Origin of the sequence: Arthrobacter sp. B1I2 (genome assembly GCF_030816485.1) — a bacterium.
Taxonomy (GTDB): domain Bacteria; phylum Actinomycetota; class Actinomycetes; order Actinomycetales; family Micrococcaceae; genus Arthrobacter.
This window is the reverse complement of record NZ_JAUSYC010000001.1, coordinates 839,852-866,680: the sequence shown is the minus strand read 5'-3', so window position 1 is coordinate 866,680 and position 26,829 is coordinate 839,852. Positions and strand designations below refer to the sequence as shown.

General features: G+C 66.8%; 24 protein-coding genes and 1 pseudogene. 9 read left to right on the top strand and 16 right to left on the bottom strand.

What is annotated here, in order from left to right; all coding sequences use genetic code 11:
• Nucleotides 1–2 precede the first annotated feature (2 nt).
• From QFZ57_RS04055 to QFZ57_RS04015, 9 genes are all read right to left on the bottom strand, one after another.
• Complete coding sequence (locus QFZ57_RS04055) at nucleotides 3–1,004, bottom strand: sugar phosphate isomerase/epimerase family protein (RefSeq protein ID WP_306898163.1); 1,002 nt, start codon at nucleotides 1,002–1,004, stop codon at nucleotides 3–5.
• Between the two features lie 38 nt (nucleotides 1,005–1,042).
• Nucleotides 1,043–2,221: a Gfo/Idh/MocA family protein gene (locus tag QFZ57_RS04050; protein WP_306629173.1), complete on the bottom strand. Its 1,179-nt coding sequence runs from the start codon at nucleotides 2,219–2,221 to the stop codon at nucleotides 1,043–1,045.
• A gap of 56 nt (nucleotides 2,222–2,277) precedes the next feature.
• Nucleotides 2,278–3,396 (bottom strand): Gfo/Idh/MocA family protein, encoded by a 1,119-nt coding sequence (locus tag QFZ57_RS04045; protein ID WP_306898161.1) that lies wholly within the window; start codon nucleotides 3,394–3,396, stop codon nucleotides 2,278–2,280.
• Nucleotides 3,393–4,139 carry a sugar phosphate isomerase/epimerase family protein gene (locus QFZ57_RS04040; protein WP_306629171.1) on the bottom strand — a complete coding sequence of 249 codons (747 nt, stop codon included), beginning with the start codon at nucleotides 4,137–4,139 and terminating at the stop codon, nucleotides 3,393–3,395. Before QFZ57_RS04040 ends, QFZ57_RS04045 begins: the two co-directional genes overlap by 4 nt.
• Nucleotides 4,140–4,182: 43 nt before the next feature.
• Nucleotides 4,183–5,073, bottom strand: coding sequence for a carbohydrate ABC transporter permease (locus tag QFZ57_RS04035; protein ID WP_306898158.1), 891 nt, complete (start codon nucleotides 5,071–5,073; stop codon nucleotides 4,183–4,185).
• Entirely contained in the window at nucleotides 5,073–6,035 is a 963-nt protein-coding gene (locus QFZ57_RS04030) for a carbohydrate ABC transporter permease (RefSeq protein WP_306898156.1), read from the bottom strand. The genes QFZ57_RS04035 and QFZ57_RS04030 overlap by 1 nt, the downstream gene beginning before the upstream one ends.
• A 9-nt stretch (nucleotides 6,036–6,044) precedes the next feature.
• A complete protein-coding gene (locus QFZ57_RS04025) occupies nucleotides 6,045–7,370 on the bottom strand; it encodes an ABC transporter substrate-binding protein (RefSeq protein WP_306898154.1) in 1,326 nt (441 codons plus the stop codon).
• Nucleotides 7,371–7,482: 112 nt separating this feature from the next.
• The gene (locus QFZ57_RS04020) at nucleotides 7,483–8,313 is read right to left on the bottom strand and encodes a hypothetical protein (RefSeq protein ID WP_306898152.1); all 831 of its coding nucleotides are present in this window, start codon (nucleotides 8,311–8,313) and stop codon (nucleotides 7,483–7,485) included.
• On the bottom strand, nucleotides 8,310–9,392 hold the full coding sequence (locus QFZ57_RS04015) for a Gfo/Idh/MocA family protein (RefSeq protein ID WP_306898150.1): 1,083 nt from the start codon (nucleotides 9,390–9,392) through the stop codon (nucleotides 8,310–8,312). The genes QFZ57_RS04020 and QFZ57_RS04015 overlap by 4 nt, the downstream gene beginning before the upstream one ends.
• Before the next feature lie 189 nt (nucleotides 9,393–9,581).
• On the opposite strand from QFZ57_RS04015, the gene QFZ57_RS04010 reads away from it, so the two are divergent.
• On the top strand, nucleotides 9,582–10,799 hold the full coding sequence (locus QFZ57_RS04010; protein WP_306898148.1) for an ROK family transcriptional regulator: 1,218 nt from the start codon (nucleotides 9,582–9,584) through the stop codon (nucleotides 10,797–10,799).
• Nucleotides 10,800–10,842: 43 nt separating this feature from the next.
• Here the strand turns inward: QFZ57_RS04010 and treS are convergent, their stop codons facing one another.
• Nucleotides 10,843–13,113: a maltose alpha-D-glucosyltransferase gene (gene treS, locus QFZ57_RS04005; RefSeq protein ID WP_306898146.1), complete on the bottom strand. Its 2,271-nt coding sequence runs from the start codon at nucleotides 13,111–13,113 to the stop codon at nucleotides 10,843–10,845.
• Between the two features lie 280 nt (nucleotides 13,114–13,393).
• Here treS and QFZ57_RS04000 point away from each other — a divergent pair, with 280 nt between their 5' ends.
• Both QFZ57_RS04000 and QFZ57_RS03995 read left to right on the top strand, forming a co-directional pair.
• Nucleotides 13,394–14,275 (top strand): GAF domain-containing protein, encoded by an 882-nt coding sequence (locus QFZ57_RS04000; protein ID WP_306629163.1) that lies wholly within the window; start codon nucleotides 13,394–13,396, stop codon nucleotides 14,273–14,275.
• On the top strand, nucleotides 14,272–15,204 hold the full coding sequence (locus QFZ57_RS03995; RefSeq protein ID WP_306629162.1) for a GDSL-type esterase/lipase family protein: 933 nt from the start codon (nucleotides 14,272–14,274) through the stop codon (nucleotides 15,202–15,204). The genes QFZ57_RS04000 and QFZ57_RS03995 overlap by 4 nt, the downstream gene beginning before the upstream one ends.
• On the opposite strand, the gene QFZ57_RS03990 is transcribed toward QFZ57_RS03995, so the two are convergent.
• Nucleotides 15,201–16,553: a uracil-xanthine permease family protein gene (locus tag QFZ57_RS03990; RefSeq protein WP_306898143.1), complete on the bottom strand. Its 1,353-nt coding sequence runs from the start codon at nucleotides 16,551–16,553 to the stop codon at nucleotides 15,201–15,203. The two genes, QFZ57_RS03995 and QFZ57_RS03990, sit on opposite strands and share 4 nt — an antisense overlap.
• Nucleotides 16,554–16,751: 198 nt before the next feature.
• Between QFZ57_RS03990 and QFZ57_RS03985 the strand changes: the two genes are divergently transcribed.
• The gene (locus tag QFZ57_RS03985) at nucleotides 16,752–17,357 is read left to right on the top strand and encodes a malonic semialdehyde reductase (RefSeq protein WP_306898141.1); all 606 of its coding nucleotides are present in this window, start codon (nucleotides 16,752–16,754) and stop codon (nucleotides 17,355–17,357) included.
• A 106-nt stretch (nucleotides 17,358–17,463) separates the two neighbouring features.
• The gene (locus QFZ57_RS03980) at nucleotides 17,464–17,991 is read left to right on the top strand and encodes a 2'-5' RNA ligase family protein (protein WP_306901528.1); all 528 of its coding nucleotides are present in this window, start codon (nucleotides 17,464–17,466) and stop codon (nucleotides 17,989–17,991) included.
• On the opposite strand, the gene pgm is transcribed toward QFZ57_RS03980, so the two are convergent.
• A complete protein-coding gene (gene pgm, locus QFZ57_RS03975) occupies nucleotides 17,988–19,652 on the bottom strand; it encodes a phosphoglucomutase (alpha-D-glucose-1,6-bisphosphate-dependent) (RefSeq protein WP_306629159.1) in 1,665 nt (554 codons plus the stop codon). The genes QFZ57_RS03980 and pgm overlap by 4 nt on opposite strands.
• A gap of 239 nt (nucleotides 19,653–19,891) precedes the next feature.
• Here pgm and QFZ57_RS03970 point away from each other — a divergent pair, with 239 nt between their 5' ends.
• On the top strand, nucleotides 19,892–20,848 hold the full coding sequence (locus tag QFZ57_RS03970; RefSeq protein WP_306898139.1) for a nuclease-related domain-containing protein: 957 nt from the start codon (nucleotides 19,892–19,894) through the stop codon (nucleotides 20,846–20,848).
• On the opposite strand, the gene QFZ57_RS03965 is transcribed toward QFZ57_RS03970, so the two are convergent.
• On the bottom strand, nucleotides 20,808–21,734 hold the full coding sequence (locus QFZ57_RS03965) for a LysR family transcriptional regulator ArgP (protein ID WP_306898136.1): 927 nt from the start codon (nucleotides 21,732–21,734) through the stop codon (nucleotides 20,808–20,810). The genes QFZ57_RS03970 and QFZ57_RS03965 overlap by 41 nt on opposite strands.
• Before the next feature lie 95 nt (nucleotides 21,735–21,829).
• Between QFZ57_RS03965 and QFZ57_RS03960 the strand changes: the two genes are divergently transcribed.
• Both QFZ57_RS03960 and QFZ57_RS03955 read left to right on the top strand, forming a co-directional pair.
• Nucleotides 21,830–22,402, top strand: coding sequence for a LysE/ArgO family amino acid transporter (locus QFZ57_RS03960; RefSeq protein WP_306898134.1), 573 nt, complete (start codon nucleotides 21,830–21,832; stop codon nucleotides 22,400–22,402).
• Between the two features lie 33 nt (nucleotides 22,403–22,435).
• Nucleotides 22,436–22,930: a DUF4190 domain-containing protein gene (locus QFZ57_RS03955; RefSeq protein ID WP_306629155.1), complete on the top strand. Its 495-nt coding sequence runs from the start codon at nucleotides 22,436–22,438 to the stop codon at nucleotides 22,928–22,930.
• A gap of 84 nt (nucleotides 22,931–23,014) precedes the next feature.
• Here QFZ57_RS03955 and QFZ57_RS03950 read toward each other — a convergent pair whose 3' ends face one another.
• From QFZ57_RS03950 to QFZ57_RS03940, 3 genes and pseudogenes are all read right to left on the bottom strand, one after another.
• Nucleotides 23,015–24,160 carry a purine-cytosine permease family protein gene (locus tag QFZ57_RS03950; RefSeq protein WP_306898132.1) on the bottom strand — a complete coding sequence of 382 codons (1,146 nt, stop codon included), beginning with the start codon at nucleotides 24,158–24,160 and terminating at the stop codon, nucleotides 23,015–23,017.
• An 82-nt stretch (nucleotides 24,161–24,242) separates the two neighbouring features.
• Nucleotides 24,243–24,419 (bottom strand): annotated as a pseudogene (locus QFZ57_RS03945) (cytosine permease); the annotation flags it as partial.
• 181 nt (nucleotides 24,420–24,600) lie between these two features.
• Nucleotides 24,601–25,299: a FadR/GntR family transcriptional regulator gene (locus tag QFZ57_RS03940; protein ID WP_306898130.1), complete on the bottom strand. Its 699-nt coding sequence runs from the start codon at nucleotides 25,297–25,299 to the stop codon at nucleotides 24,601–24,603.
• Between the two features lie 132 nt (nucleotides 25,300–25,431).
• Between QFZ57_RS03940 and QFZ57_RS03935 the strand changes: the two genes are divergently transcribed.
• The gene (locus tag QFZ57_RS03935; protein WP_306898128.1) at nucleotides 25,432–26,799 is read left to right on the top strand and encodes an SLC13 family permease; all 1,368 of its coding nucleotides are present in this window, start codon (nucleotides 25,432–25,434) and stop codon (nucleotides 26,797–26,799) included.
• The last annotated feature ends 30 nt before the right edge of the window (nucleotides 26,800–26,829 follow it).

Sequence of the window (26,829 nt, the reverse complement as noted above, 5' to 3'; positions counted from 1 at the left end):
TCCTAGTCCTTGCTGCTGAAGGCGGCGTCGAAGCTGGTCTGGGAGGCGGGGAAGTCGTACTTCTTCAGGGCGGCGAGGGCTTCGGGAGCGCCGTGGAGACGGTCCATGCCGGCGTCTTCCCATTCAACGCTGATAGGGCCGTTGTAGCCGATGGCCGCAAGGGCGCGGAAGGAGGCTTCCCAGGGGACGTCGCCGCGTCCGGCGGAGACGAAGTCCCAGCCGCGGCGGGGGTCGCCCCAGGGCAGGTGGGAGCCCAGGACGGTGTTGCGGCCGGTCTGGCGGATCTTGGTGTCTTTGCAGTCCACGTGGTAGATCCGGTCCTTGAAGTCCCAGATGAAGGAGACGGGGTCGATGCCCTGCCACATCATGTGGGACGGGTCCCAGTTCAGCCCGAAGGCTTCGCGGTGGCCGATGGCTTCGAGGGTGCGGACGGTGGTCCAGTAGTCGTAGGCGATCTCGGAGGGGTGGACTTCGTGGGCGAAGCGGACGCCGCATTCGTCGAAGACGTCCAGGATGGGGTTCCAGCGGTCCGCGAAGTCCTGGTAGCCGGCATCGATGACCTTTTCGGGGACGGGCGGGAACATGGCCACGTACTGCCAGATGGAGGAGCCGGTGAACCCGACGACGGTGTCCACGCCGAGTGCTTTGGCCAGCCGTGCGGTGTGCTTCATTTCCTCCGCGGCACGGGTGCGGACGCCTTCGGGGTCGCCGTCGCCCCAGACTTTGGAACCGACGATGGCCTGGTGGCGGAAGTCGATGGGGTCATCGCAGACGGCCTGGCCCTTGAGGTGGTTGGAGATGGCCCAGACTTTGAGGTTGTACTTGTCCAGTATTTCGAGTTTGGACTCGACGTAGCCGGGTTCGTCCCAGCGCCAGGCGTCCAGGTGGTCGCCGGAGACGGCGATTTCCAGGCCGTCGTAGCCCCAGCCGGAGGCGAGCTTGGCGACTTCTTCGAAGGGGAGATCGGCCCACTGGCCGGTGAACAGGGTGAAGGGGCGGGGCATGTGATTCCTTGGCTAGTGGCGGCGGTCAGCGGCGGAGGTTAGTGGCGGACGACGGTGAGGGTGCTTTTGTTGGCGGCGGATTCCTCCACGGCGTCCAGGACGTACTGGACGTTCAGTCCTTCTTCGAACGACGGCGAGGGCTGGGTTCCGTCCTTGATGGCCAGCAGGAAGTCGCGGACCTGGTGGGTGAACGTGTGTTCCCAGCCGATGATGTGGCCCTGCGGCCACCACGCGTCCAGGTAGGGGTGCTCGGGTTCATTGACCAGGATCCGGCGGAAACCCTGCTCACGGACCGGGGCGGTGGCGTCCAGGAATCCGAGTTCGTTCAGGTTTTCCAGGTCGAAGAGGATGCTGCCCTTGTCGCCATAGACCTCGATCTGGAGGGAGTTCTTCCGGCCGGTGGCCACCCGGGAGACTTCGACTGAGGCGATGGCCCCGGAGGTGAGGGACAGCGTGGCCCAGGCGGCGTCGTCGACCGTTACGTCTTCCGTGCCGTCCGCGCCGGGGCGGCGGGGCACGAAGGTGTTGAGGCGGCCGCTGACCTCGGTGACCTGGTCACCCAGGAGGAATAGGACCTGGTCGATGGCGTGGCTGGCGATGTCCCCGAGCGCGCCGGAGCCCGCGGTTTCCTTCCGCAGCCGCCAGGTCATGGGGGCCTGGGCGTCGGCGAGCCAGTCCTGCAGGTAAGCGGCGCGGACGTGCCGGACCGTGCCCAGGCGGCCCTCGGCGATCAGTTCCCGGGCCAGGGCCAGGGCTGGGACGCGGCGGTAGTTGAAGCCGATCATCGACTTCACGCCGTTGGCCCGGGCCTTGGCCGCGGCGGCGGTCATGAGTTCGGCCTCGGCCAGGGTGTTGGCCAGCGGTTTTTCCACCAGGACGTGCTTGCCGGCCTCGAGGGCGGCGACGGCGATCTCCGCGTGCATCCAGCCCGGGGCGCAGATGTCCACGATGTCGATGTCATCGCGGGTGATCACCGTGCGCCAGTCCGTGGCTGATTCGGCCCAGCCGTATTTGGCTGCAGCCCCGGCAACGGCGCCGGCGTCCCGGCCAACGAGGACTTTCTGTTCGAAGGCCGGGACGTCGAAGAAGCTGGCCACATTCCGCCACGCGTTGGAGTGGGCCTTGCCCATGAAGGCGTAGCCGATGGCGGCCACGCCCAGCGGGCGGGAGGCCTCCGGATCGGCCGGAGGTTCGGACGGGTGTGCGGGTGCGGTCATGATGCGTTCCTGCGTGCTTCCTGCTTGCTGGACTACGTGCTGGATTAATTGCCGGATTAGAGGGTGGCGGTTTCCGGGGCCCAGTCCTCGGGGAGGGCCGGGGATGCCGGGGCCGAGCTTTCGACGTCGACGAACGTGCCGGAGCCGATGGACTCCGAGATGGAGACCATCGTGTCCAGGACGTGGTAGGCGAGCTCGCCGGTGGCCCTGTGGGCTGTTCCTGCCCGCAGGGAGCGTGCCATGTCCAGCACACCCATGCCGCGGCCGTTGGCGGGCCCGGTGGCTGGAACGGTGGTCCAGTCCTCGTCGCCGGCACGCCAGAGCTTGATGTCGCCTGTGAAGTAGTTGGGGTCCGGGAGCGAGATGGTGGCTTCGGTGCCGGTGATTTCCACGAAGCCCATGCGGGTCCGGGGGGATTCGAAGGAGAAAACGCTGTGCGAGGAGGCGCCGGACTCGAACTGCGCCATCGCGGAGACGTGGGTGGGCACCTCCACGGTGAACTCCTCGCCGGCCTTGGGTCCCGAGCCGATGACCCGCACGTCCTTGGCCTTGGAACCGACGGCGGCCACCTTGCGGATGGAACCGAAGGCCTGGACCAGGGTGGTGAGGTAGTACGGACCCATGTCGAACAACGGGCCGGCGCCGTGCTGGAAGAGGAAGGCCGGGTTGGGGTGCCAGGCCTCCGGGCCTGGGGTCTGGAACATGGTCATGGCGGTCAGGGGGGTGCCGATGTCGCCGCGCCGGATGAGCCGCAGCGCGGTCTGCAGGCCGGCGCCAAGGAAGGTGTCCGGGGCGCAGCCCAGGCGGATGCCGGCGGCGTCGGCCGTCTTGAGCAGGCCCAGCCCGGATTCGCGGTCCAGCGAAAACGGCTTTTCCGTCCACACGTGCTTGCCGGCGTTGACGGCGGCGGTGGCCACCTCCACGTGGGCGGCTGGAATGGTGAGGTTGACGATGATTTCGACGTCGGGATGGTTCAGTGCCTTGTCCACCCCGCCCCACTCCGGGACGCCGTATTCCTTGGCGCGGGCCTCGGCGGCGTCCTCGAACAGGTCTGCGATGACATGGACTTTCAGGTCCGGGAACGCGGTGAGGTTGTCCAGGTACTGCTTGCTGATCACGCCGGCGCCGATGACGCCAACGCCCACCGGGCCCCTGCGGGAAGCTGTGGTGCTCATGCCTTGACTCCTTCGCCTGCAGCGTTGAGGAAGGACAGGCTCTCGTTGATGCCCTCGAAGATGTCGCCGGCGTAGTCATCGAACTCCACCACGCCCACCTCCAGCGACTTTGCCGCGGCGATGACGTCCATGACCGGCACCTTGCCCTGGCCGGCCGGCTGCTGGGCCTTGTTGTCCTTGTTCAGGGGGCCATCCTTGATGTGGATGAATTTTACGCGGTCGCCCAGCCTGGTCAGGAGCTCCACGGGGTCCTGGCCGCCGACGGCTGCCCAGTACGTATCAACTTCCAGGACCAGTTCCGGATCCAGGAGGGACTCGAAGTACTCCAGGGCCGTGCGTCCCTCGACGGTGGACTCCAGTTCCCAGGCGTGGTTGTGGTAGCCCACGCGGATGCCGTACTCCGCGCCTTTTTTCGCGGCGGCATTAAGCTTCTCCGCCGTGGCCTGGATGTCCTCGGCCTTCTGCCAGTGCTCGGCGGGCAGGAACGGATCGATGACGGTGGTGATGCCCAGCTCCTTGGCCGCCGCGAAGATCTCGTCCTGGTCCTGGCTCATCAGGGGCGCGTGGCCGGACGGTGCAGTGAGGCCGTTCTCCTTCAGGGCCGCGCCCAGTTCCTTGGCCGTGGCCACAAAGTTGTACGGCTCAACCTGGGTGAAGCCGATCTCCGCCACCCTCTTGATGGTCCCCGGAAGATCCTCGGAGATGGCGTTGCGGACGGTGTAAAGCTGCAGTGAGTAGGACATGGGTTTCCTTAGCGGTTCTGTCGTGGATCGTTGAGGGCTGGGGTCAGCGGCCGGCGAGCGAGCCGCCGATGCCGCCGACGCTGAAGTACTTGTTCAGGGTGGCGAAGACGATGACGGGCGGGAGCATCATGACCACGGCCAGGGCCATGACGGAGGTCCAGTCCGTCGCATTCTGCTGGAAGAAGGACTGCACGCCCATGGGAAGGGTGAAGATTTCATTCGAGCGCAGGAACACGATGGCCACCAGGTAGTCGTTCCAGGCCAGGAGGAAGGCAAAGATCGCGGTGGAGAGGACGCCCGGGAGGGAATTCCGGAGGACCACCTTGGTGAAGGACCCGAAAACGGAGCAGCCGTCAATCCAGGATGCCTCCTCCAGGCTGATGGGGATGGAGTCGAAGTACGCTGCCATCATCCAGGTGGCAACCGTCATGGTGGAGCCGACGTAGATGATGGTCAGGCCCAGGAGGTTGTCCACCAGGCCCATGCCGGCGAACAGGATGAACAGCGGCACCACCGAGGTGATGATGGGCAGGGACTGCATGACGAACAGCAGCAGCGAGTATCCGGAAACCGCCTTGCTGCGGCCCCGGGAGAGGACGTAGCCTGCGGGCGCGGCCACAGCCACTGAGACCACAACGGTGGAGAGCGTGGTGACCAGGCTGTTCTTCAGCCATGTGGCGGCGAGCGTCTTGGAGAACACGTTGCTGAGGTTCTCCAAGGTCAGGCCGGTGGCGGTGCTGTTGGGCCCGGGCGTGACAGCCAGCAGCACGGTGACCATGATGGGAACCAGCACGATCCCGGTGATGATGAGGATCGCGGCGAAGCGCCACCAGCGGCCGCGCTGGCCGGCCTCGGAGAGGACCGGGCGGCGTTTGCCGGCCTCGATGCCGAGCGTGGGGCCGGATTCGGGATGGGCGTGCAGTACTGCGCTCATTATTCGACGCTCGACTTTCGGATCTGGCGGTACAGGATGACCGAGATGACCACCAGGGTCATGGTCATGAGGAAGGCGATGGCCACGCCGGGGCCGGTGGCGAAGTCCTGGAAGACGGTCCGGTAGGCCAGGACCACCAGGGAGGTGGTGGCGTTGACCGGTCCACCACCAGTGAGCAGGTAGATGGTGGGGAAGTCGTTGACGCAGAAGATGGTCATCAGGATCCAGCTGATGTAGGTGGAGCGGGCAATCAGCGGCAGCGTGATTTGGGTGAACTGCTGCCAGCGGCTGGCCCCGTCCATGCTGGCCGCCTCATAAACGGTGGTGTCCACCGACGCCAGGGCGGCGGAGATCATCATCATCATGAAGGGGAAGCTGACCCAGACCTTGAACACCATGACGGTGATGGAGGCGAGGTTGGGGTCCGCCAGGAACAGCGGGGTGCCCATGCCGAGGTTGCGGAACAGCGACGGGATAAGGCTGTCCGGGGTGGCCACCAGCCAGTTCCAGGCGGTGGAGGACACCACGATCGGCACCACCCAGGGCAGGAGCAGCAGGACCTTGAAGGTGCCGGCGCCCGGGATCCTGGTGCGCAGGAGCAGGGCCAGGCCAAGCCCGACGAGCCAGGATCCGAAGACGCCCACGATGGTGAACCAGAGCGTGAACTGGGCGGCTTTCCAGAACGCCGGGGAGGTCAGGACAGTGGCGAAGTTCTCTCCGCCCACGAAGTTGCCGGTCTGGAGCAGGTTTCCGTCGTGGGTGGCCTGGACGGCCGCGTAGATCAACGGGTAGCCGTGGATCAGGACAAGCAGGACCACGGAGGGGAGCAGGAGCCAGAAGAACGTCCTGGTGGTCTGCGCGGAGAGCTTGCTCTTGCGTTTGCCGGCGCCGGTCCCGGACCCGCCGGGGGCAACCCCGCGGCGGGCCCGGGACAGCCCGGACTGGGCAGTGGTGGAGGACATGGCGGGCGCTTACTTCTTCAGGACGGATTCGAGGCCGGACTGGAAGGTCTGCAGCGCTGTCTTGGCGTCTGCCTTCCCGGTGATGATTGTCTGGCTGAACTGGTTCAGGGCCTGTCCGCCGTCGAGGGCGGCGAGGTTGGCGTTGAGCTTGCTGCCCTGGGCGGCGAAGGTCTTGGCGATGGGCTGCCAGTCCTTGACGATCTTGACGTTGTTGGGGTCGTCCGCGAACTCGGGGATCTCCGTGATGGACTTGAAGACCGGGAGGGCGGACATCAGCTTCTTCTGCCACAGCTGCTTGAGCTGGCCCAGGTAGTACACCAGGAATTCCTCCGACGCCTCCTGGGACGGGGTGTTGGTGTACATCATGATGTTGTTGGGGAAGACGATGGTGGCCTTGTCCCCGTGCGGACCCTTGATGGGATCAGCCACCAGGAGGTCGCCCGAGGTGTCGCCAACGCGCTGCGGGACGTTCACCTGGAACAGGCCGTAGCCTGCCTTCCCGTCCTTCCACTGCGCCGACATGTTGTCCGTGGTGTAGCTGACCGCGGCGGGATCGACGATGCCGTTGGACACAAGCTCCAGGACGAACTCCATGGCCTCGACGTTGCGGTCGTTCAGCAGGTCCAGCTCGCCGTCCTTGTTGAAGACGCCGCCGCCGTTATTGACCATCATCATGATCATGGAGTGGTTGGCGTAGTTGTTGCCCGCGCCCGCGCCGGTAGTGAAGCCGAACGCGCCCACCTTCTTCAGGGCCTTGCCTGCTTCCAGCAGAGACGGCCAGTCCGTGGGCAGGGCGACGTTTGCCTTCTCAAACAGCGACTTGCGGTACCAGAAGACGCGCATGTCCAGCTGCCAGGGGACCGCCACGTAGCCCTTGTCCGACTTGAACGGATCCAGCACGCCAGGGAGGAAGTCGTCGAACTGGCCGTTCGACTTCAGCTTCTCGATCACTTTGTCCGCATACGCGATCTGGCCCTGCTGCTCGAACTGGAACGCCTGGAAGCCGCCGCCCGTGGAGACAGCCGGGCCCGTCTTTGAGGCGATCGCGGAGGAGAAGGTCTGGTAGAAGTTGTTCCACTGGATGATCTGGTAGCTCGCCTTGGCACCGTTGGCACCCGAGAAACCTTCCGCGATGCCCTTGGCGGCGTCGTTGTACGCGGGCGTTGCCCAGGGCATATCCCAGAACTTGACGGTGCCGCCCGTACCTCCGCCGCCGCCCTGGCTGGCGGAGCCGCCGCCGCAAGCGGCAAGCAGCGGCACGGAAGCAGCGGCAGCTGTCAGGCCAAGGAAACCGCGCCGTGAGAAGGAGCGGCGCTGTTCAGGAGTTGCGTTCATGATGTGTCCTTTCGGGACCGTCCTGCGCTAAGCGCCGTTGGTGCGGTCCTGCTCATCGTTGAGAGTGAAGGTGGGACTGGACTGCTTGTTCGGTTGCGTATCGGTGGGTTGGTTACGTGGCAGCGAGGGTTGCGTAGAGGTCGGTCAGCCGGGCGAACCCGGCCAGATCGTCCGGCCGAGTGCCGGCGCCAAGATGGTCCTTCAGGCGCCGCCACGCAGACCGGTGGGCGGATTCATAAAGCGTGGGAAGCAAGAGTTCGCCGTGGGCCCCGGTGATCCGGACTTCTGCCGGCCAGGCGGCGTCCGGATCGGGAACCTGGACGGCCACTCCGCCGTCGGTGGTGTAGAGGCGGATATCGACGCCGGCGGGCCGGGCGGCGGTCAGCAGGCCCTGGGCGGTGAACGGGGCGCCGTTGGCCAGCCTGCCGCTCACCGTGTACCCGGCGGCGCCGCTGCGGAGGATGCGCCCGCCGTCGAGCGGTCCGGTAACCGCCAGCAGCGCGGCGAGGTGCTCGCCCAGGAGCCGCTGCGGGTCGGTGCCGGGAGCCGCCGTCGCAACACTGTCCAGCAGTGACGCAGTGCCCACGGCACTGCGCAGGGCGTCGCGGGCGTCGGGGTCGGTGCTTTCGCCCACCAGCGCGGGGTTGGAGGCCCAGCGGAGGTCCAGGACGACGGCGGTACCTGCGGCGTCTGCCGCGGCGGCCAGTTCCCTGGTGTCCTCGGGAACAGGGTTGGCCACGACCAGGCCCCGGACACCTGCGGCGACGGCGTCACGGGCCTCGGCGGTCCAGCCGGGTCCGCCCGCGACCACCACCACGTCGGCGGCGCCCGGCTGGTTCTCCGGCGCAGGGCCGAAGGTTGCGGGCAGGGAAGCAATGGTCTGTGTGACCGCCCCGGCTTCCCGGGCGGCGGGGGTTGCGCACACGGTGTACTGGCCGCTCATGCCGAAACTCCTGCATTGTCGGCGGCGTTTTGGACCGTTGCGTCCGCGATCGCCAGGGCGAAGGTGAGGTCGTCGATCAAGGTTTGGGGGGAGGGCGCCTGGCGGGTTCCCCTGGCCAGCTCCGCCAGTTCGCGCCACTCGCCCTCGTAGCCGTTGTGGCCGTACGGTCCGAACGTGGTGGTTTCGCTGCCATTGCCGCGGGAGAAGGTGGCGACGGCGGAGCCTGCCTGGACGTAGGACGGCGTGAAGTCGATACGCAGTGCGGAATCGTCGGCGATGGCCTCGAAGGTCCATTCCGGCTTCCAGGTGCTGTTCATGACGGCGCGCAGTTCGATGGCGCGGGTGGGGGTGCGAAGCGAGACTGCGTACCCGAACGGGCGGACGTGGAGCGCCTGGAGGACTTCGATGTCAGCGAAGTCGGGGGCAAACCGGCGGACCAGGGGCAGGTCGTGGATGGCCAGGCCCATGATCCCGCCCCGGAGGGCGCTTTTGATGACCTCGATGTCCGAGTAGTCGGGCTGGCCGGCGGCGGGTCGGGTGACGATTTCCGTGGCGAAGTCCTCGAAGCGGGCGTTGGGCGGCAGGACGATGGAGGAGCGGATGGTGTGCACGTGTTCCGGAAGGTCAGCCCAGTTCCGTTCCGCCTCGAGCCAGGCGGGATCGAACGTGTGCATGGCCCCCACGACGATCGGCACGCCGGTTTCGGTGCTGACCGCCGAGATGCGCGCGGCTTCCTCCCCGTTCATCGCGAAGGGCTTTTCGCAGAGGACTGCTTTCTTGCCGGCCCTGCAGGCGGCGATGACCTGGTCGGCGTGGAACTGGTGGGGGCTGCAGATTGCCACGATGTCCACGTCCTGATCGCGCAGCAGGGCGTCCATGCTGGTGCTCGACGTTGCACCGACGCGCGCCGCCACCGAAGAGGCCACGGCGGCGTCCACGTCCATGATGTGCCGTACCTCCAGGAAGTCCTGGAGGCGGGCCAGGGCCGGGAGGTGGATGGCCTGGGTGACCGGTCCGGCACCGAGGATGCCGACGCCGAGGGGCCGGTCTGCTGGCGCTGCATGGTGGGACAAGTTCAATTACCTCTTTGTAAGCGGACTCTGGACTACCGGGAGGATCACTGCGGGTGATGTTTATCATCGGATCCGCGGATGTGCCTTGAATCACAACGTAGAACTACTTTTGACACACGTCAAGCAAAAGTTGTTCGTTGCGCGTCATTCTTCTGCTGTGATGACAGCACTAAGTAAGAGTGTTATGACTTAGACATGACTTCAGTGACGGGCAGGCAGGCCGGAAAAGACTCGGACGTCGGCAGCCTGTCGCGGGCCGGGGACCTTTTCCAGCTGCTGCGTGACGGCCGGGCCCGCACGCGGGCCGAGCTTGCCCTGAGCACGGGGCTGGCCCGTTCCACCGTCGCCTCGCGGATCGACGCGCTGATGCTGTCCGGGCTGGTGGGCCCCGCAGGCGAGGCGCTCTCCAGTGGCGGCAGGCCGCCGTCGCGCTTTGCCTTCAACCCGTCCGCCCGCCTGGTGTTGGCCGTGGATGTGGGGGCCACACACGTCATCGTCGCGGTCACGGACCTCGGCGGGAAGATCCTGGCCGAACACCGGCTGGCGCAGCTGGTGGCTGACGGGCCGGAAGCGGTGCTGGACCAGGTGGTGGCGCAGGGCAAGGAGCTGCTGGCGTCCACCGGACGAAGCGTCGCGGAACTGGCCGGGATTGGCATCGGACTGCCCGGACCGGTGGAACACGACACCGGCAAGCCGGTCAAGCCGCCCATCATGCCGGGCTGGGACGGGTTCGACGTGGTCAGCTACGTCCAGCGGTCCCTGCCCGTCCACGTCCTGGTGGACAACGACGTGAACATCATGGCGCTGGGGGAGCAGTCCGCCCATTGGCCCGAGCACAACAACTTCTTCTTCGTGAAGGTGGCCACCGGCATCGGCTCCGGCATCATCAGCAACGGGGAACTCCAGCGCGGCGCCAACGGCACGGCGGGCGACCTGGGGCACGTCCAGGTGGCGCGCGGTGCGGATGTCCTGTGCGCCTGTGGAAACTATGGGTGCCTGGAGGCGCTGGCGTCCGGGCCCGCCGTCGTGCGTTCAATGCGGGAGCAGGGACTGGACGTGGAAAAGGGCGCGGACGTGCTCCGGCTCGCCGCCGACGGCAACCTGCAGGCCATTCAGGCGTTGCGGCAGGCCGGCCGGGACGTCGGTGAGGTGCTGGCCACGGTGGTCAACCTGCTCAATCCCTCCGTGATTGTGGTGGGCGGCAGTGTCGGTGAGACGGGGGAGCACCTGGTGGCCGGTATCCGCGAGGTGGTGTACCGGCGCTCCCCGCCCCTGGCTACGTCGCACCTTCGCATCAACGTTTCCCGGGCAGGCGGCCAGGCGGCCGTCCTCGGGGCGAGCCAGCTGGTCACCCAGTACGTCCTCTCGCCGGCCGTCATTGAAGAGACGCTGGCAGGCGCCGTCGCGGGGTGACGCCGGGCTGTCCCGGTGCCACCCCCCCACCCCGCGCCTGGGTTTACGCTTCCGCGTCCGGCTCCGGCGCTTCGGTCAGCAACAGGGCAGTTCCGCCGTAGGCCGGCAGCTCCAGGAAGAAACTGTGGAGGTCGTCCACCTGCCCCACGGTTTCGCCGCTGAACAGGTCCCTGACGTTGGCGCCGGACGGCAGCTCGTTGGACTGGATGCTGCCGGAGATGTCCTGTCCGGAGAAATTGAGCACGGTGACCTGCAGGGCGCCGTCCTTCAACCGGTTGACCAGCACCAGTGCTCCACGGTTGGAAACTTGCGGGACGTCAAGCAGCGTACCGGTGGCGATCCCGTTTTCTTCTCGCACGGTGAGGATCCGCTGCAGCCGGCGCGCAAACGAGTCGGGGTCCTGCAGCTGTTCCGGAAGCGGCCCGTACAGGCTGCGGGCCCTCGGCATCCCGGATGACGAGGTAGTGGCGTCCGGGCTGGTTCCCATGAGGTCGTGGGCGCCGCGGTTGATCCACCGGGTATCGCCCTGCGAGGTGAGTTCCCGGACGCTGCTCCGGTCCAGGGCCAGGATGCCCGCGAGGTCCCAGCCGGAAAGGGCAAAGACGCCCGGCTGCAGGGCGTTGTACATCGCCAACAGCAGGTGGACGTCCCGGATCTGGACTTCCTGCTCCGCGGTTACGGCGGAGGGGTCCTTGATGCCCAGGGCGGCCATGATGAAGCTCACCGAGGTGCAGGCAATGCCGTTGGTGGTGAAGACGGCGTTGTACGGCCCGTTTTCACCGGTCAGCCGCTCCCGCAGGGTCTGCTGGACCTGTTCGGTCAGCTGCGCGCCTGTGAGTTCCTCGCCGTTGAGCTCGAAGATCTCGTCCCGGTGCCCCGCGGCGAAGTGCAGCAGCTCGTAGGTGAGCTCGTCATGGTTCTGCAGTGCATGCACCAGCGAGGCCTGGTCCACGCCGATTTCCATCGACAGGCGGAGGGTCAGCCGCAGGAACTCGGTATCGGCCGTGACCAGGGCGTAGTGGTAAGCAGGCCTGGTGATGAAGTCGTAGGACAGGTCCGGGCCTGCTTCGGAGGTTGCCTTGATGTCGTCAATGGTCAGGTTCAGCTCCTGGAAGGAGAACCCGCCCACTTTGCGGATCATGGACCCGATGAGCTGGTTGGCGGCCTCGGACACCGGGTGGCCTTCGGACCATCCGGGCTGTTCCTCGGCGCTCTTCTCCACGCCCAGGAACCCGTTGGCATCCAGGCGCAGGGCTCCCGTGCCCAGGTCCACCAGCGAATGCAGGGCATCGCCCACCACCAGCCGCATTCCCGCGAAGGTGGGGTCCAGCCAGTTAATGGAGGGCTGCCCTGCCTTGAAATAGTGCAGGTAGACCCAGCGGCGGGTCTTGCCGGTGGTGTCCACGATGGGCCGGGTGGCGCTCCAGTTGGTCTCCTTCACCCCGGGCTCGTAGAAGATGACGCGCTGCAGCCTGCCGATGATGTAGCCGGCCTTCTGCAGTGCCTGCTCGGAGTCGGGGCTGAGGTTAACCGAGTCCGCCCCCTCGGGGACGTCGGGGAGCAGGTGCCAGTCCTCCTCCGGGATGTCAATCATGTGGTAGATCCCGGGATAGTCCCGGAAATTCATTTCGGCCAGGCGGAAGTCCGCGCCCTTGCCGGTGTGGCCCGGGACGATGTCGTCAATCACGGTGCCATCGTGCTCAGCGGCCACCTCGCACATCCGGCGGAACTCGTCCTCGGTGCCGAAGACCGGATCGATCGCCATGCTGATGCGGTCGAAGTGCCCGTCCACGCTGGGCGTGTGGGACCAGCCGCTGATGCCGCCGGCAAGCTTCACGGGCCCGGTGTGGATCCCGCGGATTCCGATTTCGCTGAAGGCTTTCCACATGGCCGGATCGCCCAGGGCGGAAAGGAATGACTGGCCGGTGGGGGTAATGAAGGACAGCGGGTAGGCGGTGAACCACACGGAGGCGCGTTCGACGGCGGCCCGCGGGTTGGGATGGGCGTACGAGTTTTGCCACATGCTGGCCTGGCCGGACAGCTGCCGTGCCAAGGTATTCGCGTCCCCGAGCATGGCCTGGTTGCGGAGCCAGTCCACGTAGGCCGCGTTCCGCCCGTCGAACTCGAAAGACGGCCTGCTGCCTACGAACTGGCGCCGGCGAGCGATGGGCCGCAAAGCCTTCGGCCTGGCCGCGAAGAACTGCTCGTCAAAATTGACGTCCAGTTCCGCTGGCGGCTCCGCAGCGCCCACTTCCCCATTGCCCGCGGCTGCATCCGCTTCCGAAGTGTGCTCGCTGGTGCCCGGCTCCCGCATAAAGCTCCTCTTTCCATTGCTCGTTTCCGTGCTGGCATGGATGCTCCCAAGGCCCCTTGCTCAAGGACAGGTACCCAAGCCAACAGGGAGTATTCGGCGTTCCCTTCTCCCGATGCTACTGCGCACGGGGGCCGGCGGAAGGGACACCGGCGCGCCGCCCGTCGCACAGCCGGCGAATCCCCCTTGTTTCGCCGACTTTCCCCACTAAGGCGGTGAGGGGTCGTATTCTTAGAGCAAAGGTTTTGCAGTGGGCCCGGAGCACCGATAGCAGGGCTGGAGCATGGCCGCTGATCCCACGGAGCAGGTTGGCTGGGGACCGCTTCCAGTTTCCCCGGAGCCGGTTTTCGACAGCAAGGATGTCGAAGGCTACCTCTGGGAAGTCACCTATGACCTGATGGTGGACATCAAGGGTGAACACCGCGGCATCGGCTGGGCCGCCACCCTGATCCGCCGTGGCGTGGGGCGCACCATTGCGGCCAGCACCGAGCAGGCCGGCGAGGCCAACCGGGAACAGTGCTCGTTTGCCGACGGGCCCCTCATGGAAGCCCTGCGCAGCGGCGAGCTTGTCCTGGTTTCCGACCTCAGCCGCGACCGGCGCTGGCCAGGGTATTCCAGTGTGGCAGCGGGCCACGGCGTGCAGTCCCTGCTCTCTGTCCCCATCCTCACCGAAGGCGGGACCAGTGCCGCCATCAATCTTTACGCGCCGTCGCCTCACGCCTTCACCAGTGACGACCTGGTGCGCAGCCAAAGCTATTCCCGCCAGGTGGCGCGGGCCCTGCATGTTGTGCTCCGGGTGGCCGAGCGCGCGGAAACAACGGCGGGTCTCGCCGTCGTCCAAAGTTCCCTGGTCCTGGTGGACCTCGCTGTCCGCAGCCTGATGAACGAATACGGACTCACCCGGGAGGGCGCGCTGCGGTTCCTGCAGACCCAGGCGCTGCACCACGAACTGGACCTCCGGGAGGCCGCACTCAGCGTCGTGGTGCCCGGCGGCATCCGCGGCCCGGGGCAGCCTTCCGGGCTGCGGCAGGAAACGTACGACGGCGTCGCGGAACTCCCGCGGCCGTCGGCGGCGGGGCGCGACTTTCCAACCGGAACGTCGCCCCGCGAGGACGCTGCGGCGGGGACGGAACCCCCGCCCGCTGCGGAAGGGAGGACGGCATGACCGTCGAGAAGCAGGAGCTGCGGTTAATCACGGAAGGACTGGGCAGGCACCCCTGGCGCCGGTTCGTTGCGCTGGGGGACTCCTACACGGAAGGAATTGGCGACCCCGAACCGCACAGCCTGGGCGGGCTCCGGGGCTGGGCGGACCGGGTTGCAGAGGAGCTGGCCGAAGGCCAGCAGGACTTCGCCTATGCCAACCTGGCCATTCGCGGCTTGCTGCTGCGGCAGATCCTTGACGGGCAGCTGGCACCGGCCCTGGCGCTGAAACCCGACCTGATCGCCATGTCCGGCGGCGGCAATGACATCATTTTCCGCCACGGCGACCCGGACAAGCTCGCAGAAAAAATCGACGAGGCCGTGGGCATCCTGGCTGCAACCGGTGCCACCGTGCTGCTGTACGCCGGTCCCGACTGGGGCAACACGCCGGTGTTCGGCAAGATCCGCGGGCGCGTGGCGATCTACAACGAACATCTCCACAGGATCGGGGCCCGCCACGGTGCCATCATGGTTGACCTCTGGTGCCTGCCGGAGCTGCATCATGCCCTGATGTGGGATCTGGACCGGCTGCACCTGTCCCCGCTGGGCCATCACTCGGTGGCCGTGGCCACCCTCAACGCCCTGGGCGTACCTCACACGCTCAAGCCGCTGCAGCCCCGGCCACTGCCGGCCCATGGGTGGACGCAGGCCCGGGCCGAGGACCTCGTCTGGGCGAAGCAGTACTTCGTGCCGTGGGTGCTGAGGCAGATACGGCCGCACCCGGGCGACGACGAATTGGCGGCGAAGAGGCCGCAGCCTGGACCGGTCTCCGGTCTCGGCCGTCCCGGTCCCTTCCCGCCCGGACACCCGGCAGCCAGGACGCCAGGCCCTGTCGCCGGCTATGAGCCACAGCCGGGAATGGACCCGGGCCTGGGAACCGGGAGGGTGGCTTAGCGCTTTTTAGGTGAACGCTTCGCCGCGGCCTTCATGGCGGCCTTGGCCGCGGGCGGCAGCACGCCCTGTTCGGTTTCGGGTTCGGCCACCGTTCCGCGTGCCTTCGCAATGGCCTTCATGCCGTGGTAGATCACCAGGGCGGCGGCGGAACCCAGGGCAATCCCGGTGAACTTCAGGTCACCGATGGTCCACGTGTAGTCGGCGATGCCGATGATGAGGGCGACGGCGGCGGTGGTCAGGTTGACCGGGTTGGAAAAATTCACCTTGTTCTGCACCCAGATCTTCACGCCCAGGATGCCGATCATGCCGTACAGCATGGTGGCGGCGCCGCCCAGCACACCGGCCGGGACGGTGGCGATCAGTTCGCCGAACTTCGGCGAGAAGCTGAGCAGGATGGCGAACATGCCCGCCACCCAGTAGGCCGCCGTCGAATACACCTTGGTGGCGGCCATGACGCCGATGTTCTCCGCGTAGGTGGTGGTGCCCGATCCGCCGCCGAAGCCGGCCAGCACGGTGGCCGCACCGTCAGCCATCAGCGCACGTCCGGAGACGCCGTCGAGGTTATGCCCCGTCATCGCGGCAACGGACTTCACGTGGCCGATGTTCTCCGCCACCAGGACCAGGACCACCGGGACAAACAGGCCCAGGACGCCGATGTGGAACTCGGGGGTCTGGAAATGCGGCAGGCCCACCCAGGCTGCAGCGTCCATCTTGTCGTATTTCACCTCGCCGCGGAGCATGGCCACCAGATAGCCCACCACCACGCCCACCAGGATGCTGAGCCGGCCCAGGATCCCGCGGAACAGGACGCTGACCAGGATGATGGTGGCCAGTGTGACGAGGGCGGTGATGGGGCCGGCGTCGAAGTTCTGCTTGGCCGCCGGGGCAAGGTTCAGGCCGATCAGCGCCACGATGGCGCCGGTGACGATGGGCGGCATCAGCCGGTTGATCCAGCCCGCGCCGAACTTCTGCACTACGGCACCCACCAGGGCCAGGGTGGCGCCGGCCAGCACGACGCCGCCCAGGGCGCCGGGGATGCCGAACTGCGCCTGCGAGGCGGTGATGGGCGCGATGAAGGCAAAGCTCGAGCCAAGGTAGCTGGGCACCCGGCCCTTGGTGACCACCAGGAACAGCAGCGTGCCGATCCCCGAGAAGAACAGCGTGGTGGCGGGCGGCATCCCGGTGATGATGGGAACCAGGAAGGTGGCGCCGAACATGGCCACCACGTGCTGCATGCCCACGCCGATGGTCAGGGGCCATGCCAGACGCTCATCCGGGGCCACCACCTGGCCGGGCTTGATGGTTTTGCCGGTGCCGTGCAGCTTCCATTTGATTCCGAGCATGCTCATGGGAAGGAATGCCTTTCAGGGGTGCCGCGAGGGGGCGAAGATCAACTGGCTCCAGAATACCGCCAAGTTTTTGTGCCGGGCCGCTGTGGCCAAGGTCACCCGGCGTCACGGGAAGAGGAGGAAAGCAGTTGAAGTTGCAACTATGGAAAGCATCAGAGGCCACCCCGGCAGACGGGCGGCGCAGCGAAAGGTAAGTCATTGACCATTGCCCATGAAGAAGCGGTTATCGATTCGGCAGCCGTGGACGCCATCTTCGCCCAGGCCCGCACTGCCAACTCGTTCACCGGCGAGGTGACCGAGGAGCAGGCCCAGGCTATTTACGAGCTCACCAAGTTCGGCCCCACCGCCTTCAACTCCCAGCCGTTGCGCGTCACCTACGTCCGCTCACCCGAAGCCCGCGCCACCCTGGTGGACGCGCTGTCCCGCGGCAACCAGGCCAAGACGGCGTCGGCTCCGCTCGTGGCCATCCTCAGCTTCGACACCGACTGGGCCGGCAAGTGGGATGAGTTCCTGCCCGGCTACAACGCCCCCAAGGCCATGTACGACGCCGACCCCGCCCTGGCCGCTGCCACCGGCAACAACAATGCACACCTCCAGGCCGGCTACTTCATCCTGGCAGTCCGCTCGCTCGGTTTCGCCGCCGGCCCCATGACCGGCGCTGACTTCGACGCGATCGATGCCGCCTTCTTCCCCGCCGGCAACCAGAAGAGCTTCCTGGTGGTCAACATCGGCCAGCCCGGTCAGGACGCCTGGGGCGAGGCCAAGCCCAAGTTCTCCTACGACGAGGCCGTCCGCACCGTCTAACCCCCTGATGCTCCATCACTTTTGGTCCTTATTCAGCCCGAATGGCGACCATAAGTGATGGAGCATCGGTGTTTAAAGGGGCAGGTGGGAGACTGGGCGTATGCCGATGCGGAACCTGATCTTCGTGGTGTTCGTGGAGCCGGTGGCTGATTGCCAGGTTTTTCCGCGGACGGAGTGGCCGCTGCACATCACCCTTGTGAGGTTCGACGCCGGCAGTACAGACGGTGCGGACGTCGCCGAAAGCATCGCCGGCTTAGCGGACCCGCCGGCCGCGGCAGCGCTCGGCACCATGCTCACGGTCGGGGCGGACGCAGCTTTTGGCCGCAACGGATCTGTCCCCGTCAATCTGGTGGAACCGCACCCCGCACTGCAGGAACTGCATGAGCGGCTGGTGCAGGTGGTGGCGGACGCAGGCGGCACGATCCTCACACCGCACCACACGTTGTCCGGCTACCGGCCGCACGTCTCCCACCAGGCCGGCGCCCACCAAGCCCCGTCGGGGCCCGGCGGAAAGCGACTCCGCCAGGGCGACGCCGTCGTGCTTGACCGCATCGCCCTGGTGGATATGGCTCCAGGCGGCGACCACACCATCAGGCGTGTCCTCCGGCTGTGGAGCCGTGAGGGCGGACGCTAGGCGATGACGCTGTCCACCAGCGCCTTGGCCTCCGCCTGCACCTGCTTCAGGTGCTCCTCGCCCTTGAAGGACTCGGCGTAGATCTTGTAAACGTCCTCCGTGCCGGACGGGCGGGCCGCGAACCAGGCGTTCTCGGTCACCACCTTCAGGCCGCCGATGGGCGCGCCGTTGCCGGGGGCTTCGGTGAGCTTGGCAGTGATCGTCTCGCCCGCCAGTTCCGTGGCCGTGACGTCCGACGGCGACAGCTTGCCAAGTGCCGCCTTCTGCTCGCGCGTGGCGGCGGCGTCGATCCGGGCGTAGACCGGGGCGCCGAACTGGTCCGTCAGGCCCTTGTACAGCTGGGACGGGGACTTGCCGGTGACCGCGGTGATCTCGGAGGCCAGCAGGGCCAGCAGGATGCCGTCCTTGTCCGTGGTCCACACGCTGCCGTCCAGCTTGTTGAAGGACGCCCCGGCGGATTCCTCGCCGCCGAACGCGCCCTCACCGGAGAGCAGGCCGGGCACGAACCACTTGAAGCCCACCGGGACCTCCACCAGCTTCCGGCCCAGGCTTTCGGCCACGCGGTCGATGATCGAGGAGGACACCAGGGTCTTGCCGACCACCGAGGCCGGGTTCCAGCCGCTGCGGTTGCGGTAGAGGTAGTCGATGGCGACGGCCAGGTAGTGGTTGGGATTCATGAGCCCGCCATCGGGGGTGACGATGCCGTGCCGGTCGGCGTCGGCGTCGTTGCCCGTGGCCACATCAAAGGCGGGCTGGCCGGACGAAGCGGCGTCCGCCATGCGCTGGATCAGCGACGCCATGGCCGACGGCGAGGAGCAGTCCATGCGGATCTTTTCGTCCCAGTCCAGGGTCATGAAGGCCCACTGCGGGTCCACCGTGGGGTTCACCACGGTGAGGTCCAGGTGGTGGCGCTCGCCGATCTCGCCCCAGTAGTCCACGGACGCGCCACCCATGGGGTCGGCACCGATCCGGACCCCGGCATTGCGGATGGCGTCCAGGTTCAGGACGGACGGAAGGTCGTCCACATAGCTGCTCAGAAAATCGAACTTGCCGGTGCTGTCCGCGGCCTGGGCGTCGGCCAGCGGGATCCGCTTCACACCGCGAAGGCCGTTCTCAAGCAGTTCGTTGGCCCGGTTGGCGATCCAGCCGGTGGCGTCGGAGTCCGCCGGGCCGCCGTGCGGCGGGTTGTACTTGAAACCGCCGTCACCCGGCGGGTTGTGGCTGGGAGTCACCACGATGCCGTCTGCCTGCGGGGCTCCCGGCGCAGCTTTCCGGTTGTAGGTGAGGATGGCATGGCTCAGTGCCGGGGTGGGGGTATAGCCGTGCCTGGCATCGACGAGGACCTGGACGCCGTTGGCGGCGAGCACCTCCAGGGCGGAGTTCTGCGCGGGCTCGCTCAGTGCGTGGGTGTCCTTGGCCAGGAACAGCGGGCCGGTGACACCCTGCGCCGCGCGGTATTCCACGATTGCCTGGGTGATGGCCACGATGTGCTGTTCGTTAAACGACGCCTTGAGGCTGGAACCCCGGTGCCCCGAGGTGCCGAACACTACGCGCTGGCCGGGGTCCCCCAGGTCCGGCGCAACGTCGTAATACGCGTCAAGGAGCGCAGTGATGTCAACAAGGTCCTGGGGTTGGGCAACTGTGCCCGCGCGGCTAGCCATGGCTCCAGCATGCCAGAAGCTGGCAGGAGTCCAAACGACCCGCCCAAAATCCGGACCCTGTGACACGCCATGACGCCGTCAACCAAGTAGTCCACCTGAGTACAGGGCCGGAAAGTACCTATATACCGGCCCTTTGGCGCCCTGCTACCTTTCAAAAAAATCCAGGAAAACAACCGCAGGAAACGGACGACGGCGGGCCGCCGGCGCCGTCCTGTGCGGCAAGGAAACGGGGACGTCCAATGGGGGCAGGAGACGGGGCAGCGGAGCAGTCCAGGCTGGCTGCCGAGCGCGTTGCGAGGCTGAAGCGCCAACTCGACCAGGCCGAACGTTCCACGAAGGCGTGGGATACCGGCGCCGTGGGGGAGCGGGTGGTGGCCGACAAACTCAGCGAACTGGTCCCGCGCGGCTGGTATGTGCTGCACGATGTCCACTGGCCCGGCCGGCCCAAAGCGAACCTTGACCACGTCCTGGTGGGCCCCGGCGGTGTGGTGGTGGTTGATTCGAAGAACTGGACCGGCGAGGTGCGGGTGGCCTCCGGCGTACTGTGGCAGGGCCGGTTCGCGCGGACCCAGGCAGTGGAAGGTGCCCTGGCCCAGTGCGCTGCCGTGGCCTCGGTTCTGGCCCCGCCGCACCGCCGCCTGGTGCGTCCACTCATCTGCATGGCCTCGCAGCCGGACCTTTTTGGGGTGACGGACTCAGACGTTGCCGTGGCGGGTTCCCAGCGGGTGGTGGGGGCCATCGAGGCGCTGCCGGCAGTGCTCGACCAGCAAACGGTCGTGGGCCTGTACGCGCACCTGGGCCAGCAGCTCACCCATGAGCAGGAGCCCGGCATCACCGCCCTGCGCAGCGTGCGCCCCGGAACCGTGGTCCGCCCGGCCGGGGCGCTGCCGCCCCGGGGCCCTGCAGCAACTCCGCGGGAGAAGCCCGGGTCCGCCGACGGCACGGGCCGCAGCCAAAGCGCGTCGCGTCACCCCGCGGGGCGTGCCCTGCCCCCAAAGGGGACGAAGGCCGGACAGCCCGGACTGCAGAGGGCAGGAACGCCGGCAGGACCGCGGACAGGGGCGTCGGCAGGATCGGCGCGCCGCGGCCGGAACGGCAAAGCGCAGCAGCACGGCGGTACCAGCGGAGGGAAGCTTGCCCTGCTGGCGGCCTTCGTCATTTTTGCCGTCTATATCCTGCCCTACTTGGGCCGCTAGCCTCCCGGGCAGCTCCGGGCCGCAACCGGTCTTCGGCGGCCACGCGGACTGCGGCGGTGATCCGGTTGAGCCGTTCCGAGTCTAGGGTCCAGGCCTGCCAGTAGAGGGCCACGTCCTGAGGGGCACCGTTTTCGAGCCGGACCAGGGCGCCGGATTCCAGCTCATCCGTGAGCTGGAGCTCCGGAATCATTCCCCAGCCCAGGCCGGCTTTGACGGCCGCCAGGAATCCCTGGGACGAAGGGACGGTATGCGTGGGAGGGAGCTGCCGCACACTCTTCCCGGTAAGAAGCTGCTGCTGCAGGTTGTCTTTCGTGTTGAATTTCAGGACCGGCATCGCCGCCCAGTCCACGCTGCCCATGGTGGCAAATCTGCGGCGCAACCGGGGGGAGGCTACCGGGACGTACCGCATGGACCCCAGGAGTTCCACCCTGCATCCGCTCACCGGGACAGGATCCGAGGTCACCGCGCCCATCACCTCGCCGTCGCGGAGCAGCTGGCTGCTGTATCCCTGGTCCTCCACGTGGAGATCCAGGGCCGAGTCCTCCCACCCGGCGGCCTGGTGCAGGACCGGGACAAACCAGGTGGCCAGCGAATCCGCGTTGACGGCCACCGGCAGGTGGGCCCGGGCAGACGACCCGGAGCCCAGGGCTGCCGAGGTTTCCGCCTCCAGCACCTGCACCTGGCGGGCCATCCGCAGCAGCAGGGCACCGGCGTCGGTAGCCGTACACGGTAGCCGTCGGCGCACCAGCACCTGGCCTGTCGAAGCTTCCAGGGCCTTGATCCGCTGGCTCACCGCGGACGGCGTAATGCCGAGCAGGTCCGCCGCGGCCTCGAACGTGCCTTCGTCAATAACAGCCACCAGCGCTTTTAGGTGCTCAAGGTTCATGAAGCAATTCTAATGAATACGAAGAATCCTTTATTTGCCTACAGGTCGGCGGGAAACCTACCGTCATAGCTATGTGGACTGCAGGAATAACGGGAATGCTCACCGGTATGGCGCTGATCGTCGCGATCGGTGCCCAGAATGCCTTCGTGCTCCGCCAGGGCATCCGGCGGGAGCACATCGGTGCGGTGGTGGCCGTCTGCATGGCCGGCGACGCCGTGCTCATCGTGGGTGGCACGGCGGGCATCGGGGCTGTGGTCGCCCGGTTCCCCGAGGCGCTGGAAGTGCTGCGTTGGGCGGGAGCCGCCTATCTGCTGTGGTTTGCGGCGCGGTCCTTCATGGCAGCGGCGAAACCCTCGGCCCTGGCGGAGCAGGCGCCCAGGTCGAAGAACTCGGTGCTGGCCACCACGGCCGCCCTGACCTTCCTGAACCCGCATGTCTACCTGGACACCGTGGTGCTGCTGGGCAGCCTTGCCAACCAGCAGGGTGCCGATCTGCGGTGGATCTTCGCCGCAGGCGCAGTCGCCGGAAGCGTGCTGTGGTTCTCCGCCCTGGGGTACGGGGCACGGGCGCTGGCAGGAGTGCTCAGCAGTCCCCGCACCTGGCGCTGGATTGATGCTGCCATCGGCGTGCTGATGCTGGTCCTGGCCATCCGCCTGGTCCTGCACTGAAGTAGGCTGTAGCCAGATTCGCAGGGAGAAATCATGAGCAACCAGCCATCCCAGGAACCTGACCACCAGCGGGACGATTCGCCGTGGCCCAGCTACCAGCCGCCCGCCCAGTACGGGCAGGGGTCCCCCTATGGGCAACCCCAATACGGCCAGCAACAATACAACCCAGCCCAGTACAACAATGGTCAGCACAACAATGCCCAGTACGGGCAGCCGCAGTACGGGCAGCCGCAATACTTTGGCCAGCCGTCCTACTATGGGCGGCCGGTGGAACCGAAGACCCTGAGCATCGCGAGCATGGTCTGCGGCATTGCCTCAGTCATCATGGGCTGGCTGTTGCTTCCGCAGCTGGCAGCCATCATCACCGGCCACCTGGCCCTCCGCCGCGAACCCTCCGGCAGGGGGATGTCCATCACCGGCCTGGTGCTGGGTTACCTGTGCCTGCTGGGGTATGGGGCCGTCTGGCTGCTGCTCATCATAGGTCTGGCCGTTGCCGGCACTGCCGGCTCGAACACGGGCACTTTCTAGCGCCGCTTATCTCGAAGAGCGACGGCGACGGCGGCCGGGGCACCTGCTGGGGTTGCAACCCAACGCCCAGGCCGCCGTCGTGCCCTATCCCTTCACGGCCGCGGCCGCCGGCACCTCAACCGGGCTTCCCGGGTAGATGGTCTGCGCCGGGGCACGGTTGGTGGCCTTGGCCCACGGGTAGTAGATGGCCAGCGTGGCAACGATCCCCACGAGCCAGGAGATGTCCGCGCCGCCCAGCAGTTTGGTGACGGGGCCCGTGTACAACGCCTGCGCCAGGAACGGGATCTGGATGACGACGCCGGTTCCATAGGAGACCAGGGCGGCAGCGTTCCAGCGGCCGTAACGGCCGTCCGGGTTGTAGAGGGCGGGGATGTCCAGGCGGTCCCGGGAGATCTTGTAGTAGTCCACCAGGTTGATCACGGACCATGGCGTGAACACCATGAGCAGCAGGAGGACGAAGTTCTTGAACAAATTCAGGAAGTCCTTGCTGGCGAACAACGCGATGAGCACGCTGGCGCCTATCACCGCCACGATGAAGGCAATCCGGACGGCCTTGGAGACGGTGTCCCTCCGGTTGACGGCGGTGCTGATGGTCACGCCGCACATGAAGGCGCCGTAGGCATTCAGGCAGTTGACCGTCAGCTTGCCGGTGACGATCATCAGGTAGATGAAGACGGCGATCAGCCCGCCGCCGGCGAGATCGCCCATGTAGCCCACCTGGTTCTTCAGGAAGTCCCCGCCCAGCTTGGCGGCGGAGAGCCCGCCGGCCAAAGCGCCCAGCGTCATGGCCCACTGGGCCCCGCCAACAGAGCCGGCGAAGGTGTACCAGAAGGTCTTCCGTTCCGAGGTGTCCGCGGGCAGGTAGCGGGAGTAATCGGCAACATAGGGGCCGAAGGTGAGCTGCCAGCCGGCGCCAAGGGCAACGGCCGTGAGGAACGTGGGCCATTCAAAGCCCTTGCCCATCATCAGCTGGGTGACGTCGAACTTCGTGGCAACGGCCAGCGTCAGGTACAGGAAGCCGGCCAGGCCCAGCACGGTGGCGATGCGCCCCAGCGCGTGGATGTATTTGTATCCCAGGATGGCGAGCAGCGCTGTTGCGGCGCCGAAGAGGAGGATTCCGACGGCGGGAACGTCCACTCCCAGCATGAGGTTGATCGCCTGCCCCGAGAGGACCGTGCCCGTGGAGGCGAACCCGACGTACATCAGGATGACCAGCACCAGCGGAATCACGGCGCCATAAACCCCGAACTGGGGCGCGGCTGGAAATCATCTGCGGCAGTCCCAGCCTGGGACCCTGCGCCGAGTGGAGTGCCATGACGGCGCCGCCCGCCACGTTTCCAATTAACAGACCCACAATGGCCCAGAAGGCGTCCGCGCCGAACACCACCGCCAGGGCGCCGTCCACCATGGCGGTGATCTGGGCATTGGCGCCAAACCACAGGGTGAACTGGCCGCGCGGGTGGCCGTGGCGTTCACCCGGCGGGATCATGTCAATGGATCGTGCCTCTACGGCGGTACTGCCTCCGGCCATGGCCAAACTCCTCAGTGATGGAAACGTTAGGTCCATCACATCGGTTTGGGTGGCCGAAAAGAACAACGGGGCTGTGTATCCTGTCCGGGAAACCAGACACGCCGGCGTGTCGCCGTGATTCCTCAGGCCGGCCGGGCTGTTAGCGCAGCAGCTCCACGTCCGAGACGAGCTCGATGTGCGCCAGCATGGCGTCTGCGGCCGCCTCCGCGTCCCGGGCGCGGACGGCATCGGCGATTTTCCGGTGCGACGCCAGGGACTGCTCGGGCCGGCCGGGCTGGCCCAGGGACTGCATCCGGGTTTCCAGGATCATCTCGGCAATGAAGGCCATGAGCTGTGCCAGGACGGAGGAGTGTGCGGCGGCGGTGATGGCCTGGTGGAACAGTTCGTCGCCGTGGGTGCCGCGGTCGCCGTCGTTGATTTCCTTCGCCATGACGTCCAGGGCGTTGTCGATGGCGGTGAGGTCCTGGTCGGTCCGGCGTTCCGCGGCGAGGGCGGCAAGCTTCACTTCCAGGGTGCTGCGCGCCTCCACGATCTCCGGCAGCCGGCTCTGGTGCTCACGCAGGCCCTTGATGACCGAGGCCACGCTGGGCCGCCGGGCCAGGACTGCGCCGGTGCCGTGCTGCACGTCGATGACGCCCAGCACTTCCAGGGCCACCAGGGCCTGGGCCAGGGTGGCGCGGGAAACCCCCAGCCGTTCGGCCAGGTCGCGCTCGGCAGGCAGGAGATCGCCGGGGCGGAGCTGGGCGGACTCGATGTAGGCCAGAATCTGTTCCACCAGCTGCTCGTAAAGCCGGGGCCGCGAGACGCGTTCCAGGCCCAGCCGTGCTGTCTTCTCCACAAAGCCCTCCCTCGGGTAGCAAGCACCAGAATACCTCCTGTGTCTATTGACAGATAGACTCACTGTCTAAGAGGCTAGTCCAGTGAGCCAGTAACTCACATCACATTCTTCTTCCCCAACGGAGGACCAACGATGTCCGCTCCTGTCCTATCGATCATCATCCTGGCGGCGATGTTCCTGCTTGCCACCGTCCTGCCCCTCAACATGGGCGCACTCGCCTTTGTGGGCGCCTTCCTGCTCGGCGCCCTGGTGCTGGGCATGTCCACCAACGAAATCCTGGCCAACTTCCCGGGCGGCCTCTTCCTGACGATCGTCGGCGTCACCTACCTGTTTGCCATAGCGCAGAGCAACGGCACCATTGACCTGCTGGTCCGCGGCGCCGTCCGCCTGGTGGGCAGCCGCGTTGCCCTGATCCCCTGGGTCATGTTCGCCATCACCGCCGTGATCACCGCCGTCGGCGCACTGTCTCCCGCCGCCGTCGCCATCATTGCCCCCATCGCCCTGAGCTTCGCCGGCAAGTACAAGATCAGCCCGCTGCTGATGGGCATGATGGTGATCCATGGCGCCCAGGCCGGCGGCTTCTCGCCCATCGCCGTCTACGGCGTCACGGTCAACGGCATCCTGGCCAAGACGGACCTGGCCTTCAGCCCCACCGCGCTCTTCCTGTCCAGCTTCATCTTCAACCTGGTCATTGCCCTGGTGCTCTTCGTGGTCCTGGGCGGCAGGAACCTCCTGTCCGCCAAGGTGGGCCACTTCGTGGAGCAGGCAGCCGAGGCCAGGATGGCCGTCAGCGTCGGCGCCAAAGCCGGCACCGACGTTCCCTTCAAGGGTTCCGGCTCCGGCATGTACGGCCCCCGGGACCCCGCGGGCGACGGCGTGGCGGCCACCAGGGAGCGCTCGCAGCGGATCCCGCAGCTGGTCACCATCGCCGGCCTGGTCGTTCTGGCCGTCGTGGCCCTCGGCTTCAAGATGGACGTCGGCTTCGTGTCCATCACCATCGCCATCATCCTGGCCCTCGTATCACCCGCAGCCCAGAAGGGTGCCATCAACAAGATCAGCTGGTCCACCGTGCTGCTGATCTGCGGCATGCTGACGTTCGTCGGAGTGCTGGAAGAAGCCGGCACCATCGAATTCGTCTCCAACGGCGTGGCCGGCATGGGCATGCCGCTGCTGGCGGCCCTGCTCATTTGCTTCATCGGCGCCGTGGTCTCCGCCTTCGCCTCGTCGACGGCCATCCTCGCAGCGCTCATCCCGCTGGCCGTGCCGTTCCTCTCCACCGGCGAGATCGGCGCCGTCGGCGTTATCTGCGCCCTTGCCGTCTCCGCCACCATCGTGGACGTCTCACCGTTCTCCACCAACGGCGCCCTGGTGCTGGCCAACGCCCCGGAAGGCGTGGACAAGGACAAGTTCTACAAGCGGATCCTCGGCTACAGCGGAATCGTCATCGTGGCCGGCCCCGTCCTGGCCTGGCTGGCACTCGTGGTCCCCGGCTGGCTCTAGCCGCAGCAGCGCCCGTCCGGCGGTTGTCCG

Coding starts and splice junctions, on each gene's coding strand:
- QFZ57_RS04055 (WP_306898163.1), bottom strand. CDS start 1,004: ATGCCCCGCCCCTTCACCCTGTTCACCGGCCAGTGGGCCGATCTCCCC.
- QFZ57_RS04050 (WP_306629173.1), bottom strand. CDS start 2,221: ATGACCGCACCCGCACACCCGTCCGAACCTCCGGCCGATCCGGAGGCC.
- QFZ57_RS04045 (WP_306898161.1), bottom strand. CDS start 3,396: ATGAGCACCACAGCTTCCCGCAGGGGCCCGGTGGGCGTTGGCGTCATC.
- QFZ57_RS04040 (WP_306629171.1), bottom strand. CDS start 4,139: ATGTCCTACTCACTGCAGCTTTACACCGTCCGCAACGCCATCTCCGAG.
- QFZ57_RS04035 (WP_306898158.1), bottom strand. CDS start 5,073: ATGAGCGCAGTACTGCACGCCCATCCCGAATCCGGCCCCACGCTCGGC.
- QFZ57_RS04030 (WP_306898156.1), bottom strand. CDS start 6,035: ATGTCCTCCACCACTGCCCAGTCCGGGCTGTCCCGGGCCCGCCGCGGG.
- QFZ57_RS04025 (WP_306898154.1), bottom strand. CDS start 7,370: ATGAACGCAACTCCTGAACAGCGCCGCTCCTTCTCACGGCGCGGTTTC.
- QFZ57_RS04020 (WP_306898152.1), bottom strand. CDS start 8,313: ATGAGCGGCCAGTACACCGTGTGCGCAACCCCCGCCGCCCGGGAAGCC.
- QFZ57_RS04010 (WP_306898148.1), top strand. CDS start 9,582: ATGACTTCAGTGACGGGCAGGCAGGCCGGAAAAGACTCGGACGTCGGC.
- treS (WP_306898146.1), bottom strand. CDS start 13,113: ATGCGGGAGCCGGGCACCAGCGAGCACACTTCGGAAGCGGATGCAGCC.
- QFZ57_RS04000 (WP_306629163.1), top strand. CDS start 13,394: ATGGCCGCTGATCCCACGGAGCAGGTTGGCTGGGGACCGCTTCCAGTT.
- QFZ57_RS03995 (WP_306629162.1), top strand. CDS start 14,272: ATGACCGTCGAGAAGCAGGAGCTGCGGTTAATCACGGAAGGACTGGGC.
- QFZ57_RS03990 (WP_306898143.1), bottom strand. CDS start 16,553: ATGAGCATGCTCGGAATCAAATGGAAGCTGCACGGCACCGGCAAAACC.
- QFZ57_RS03980 (WP_306901528.1), top strand. CDS start 17,464: ATGCGGAACCTGATCTTCGTGGTGTTCGTGGAGCCGGTGGCTGATTGC.
- pgm (WP_306629159.1), bottom strand. CDS start 19,652: ATGGCTAGCCGCGCGGGCACAGTTGCCCAACCCCAGGACCTTGTTGAC.
- QFZ57_RS03970 (WP_306898139.1), top strand. CDS start 19,892: ATGGGGGCAGGAGACGGGGCAGCGGAGCAGTCCAGGCTGGCTGCCGAG.
- QFZ57_RS03965 (WP_306898136.1), bottom strand. CDS start 21,734: ATGAACCTTGAGCACCTAAAAGCGCTGGTGGCTGTTATTGACGAAGGC.
- QFZ57_RS03960 (WP_306898134.1), top strand. CDS start 21,830: ATGCTCACCGGTATGGCGCTGATCGTCGCGATCGGTGCCCAGAATGCC.
- QFZ57_RS03955 (WP_306629155.1), top strand. CDS start 22,436: ATGAGCAACCAGCCATCCCAGGAACCTGACCACCAGCGGGACGATTCG.
- QFZ57_RS03935 (WP_306898128.1), top strand. CDS start 25,432: ATGTCCGCTCCTGTCCTATCGATCATCATCCTGGCGGCGATGTTCCTG.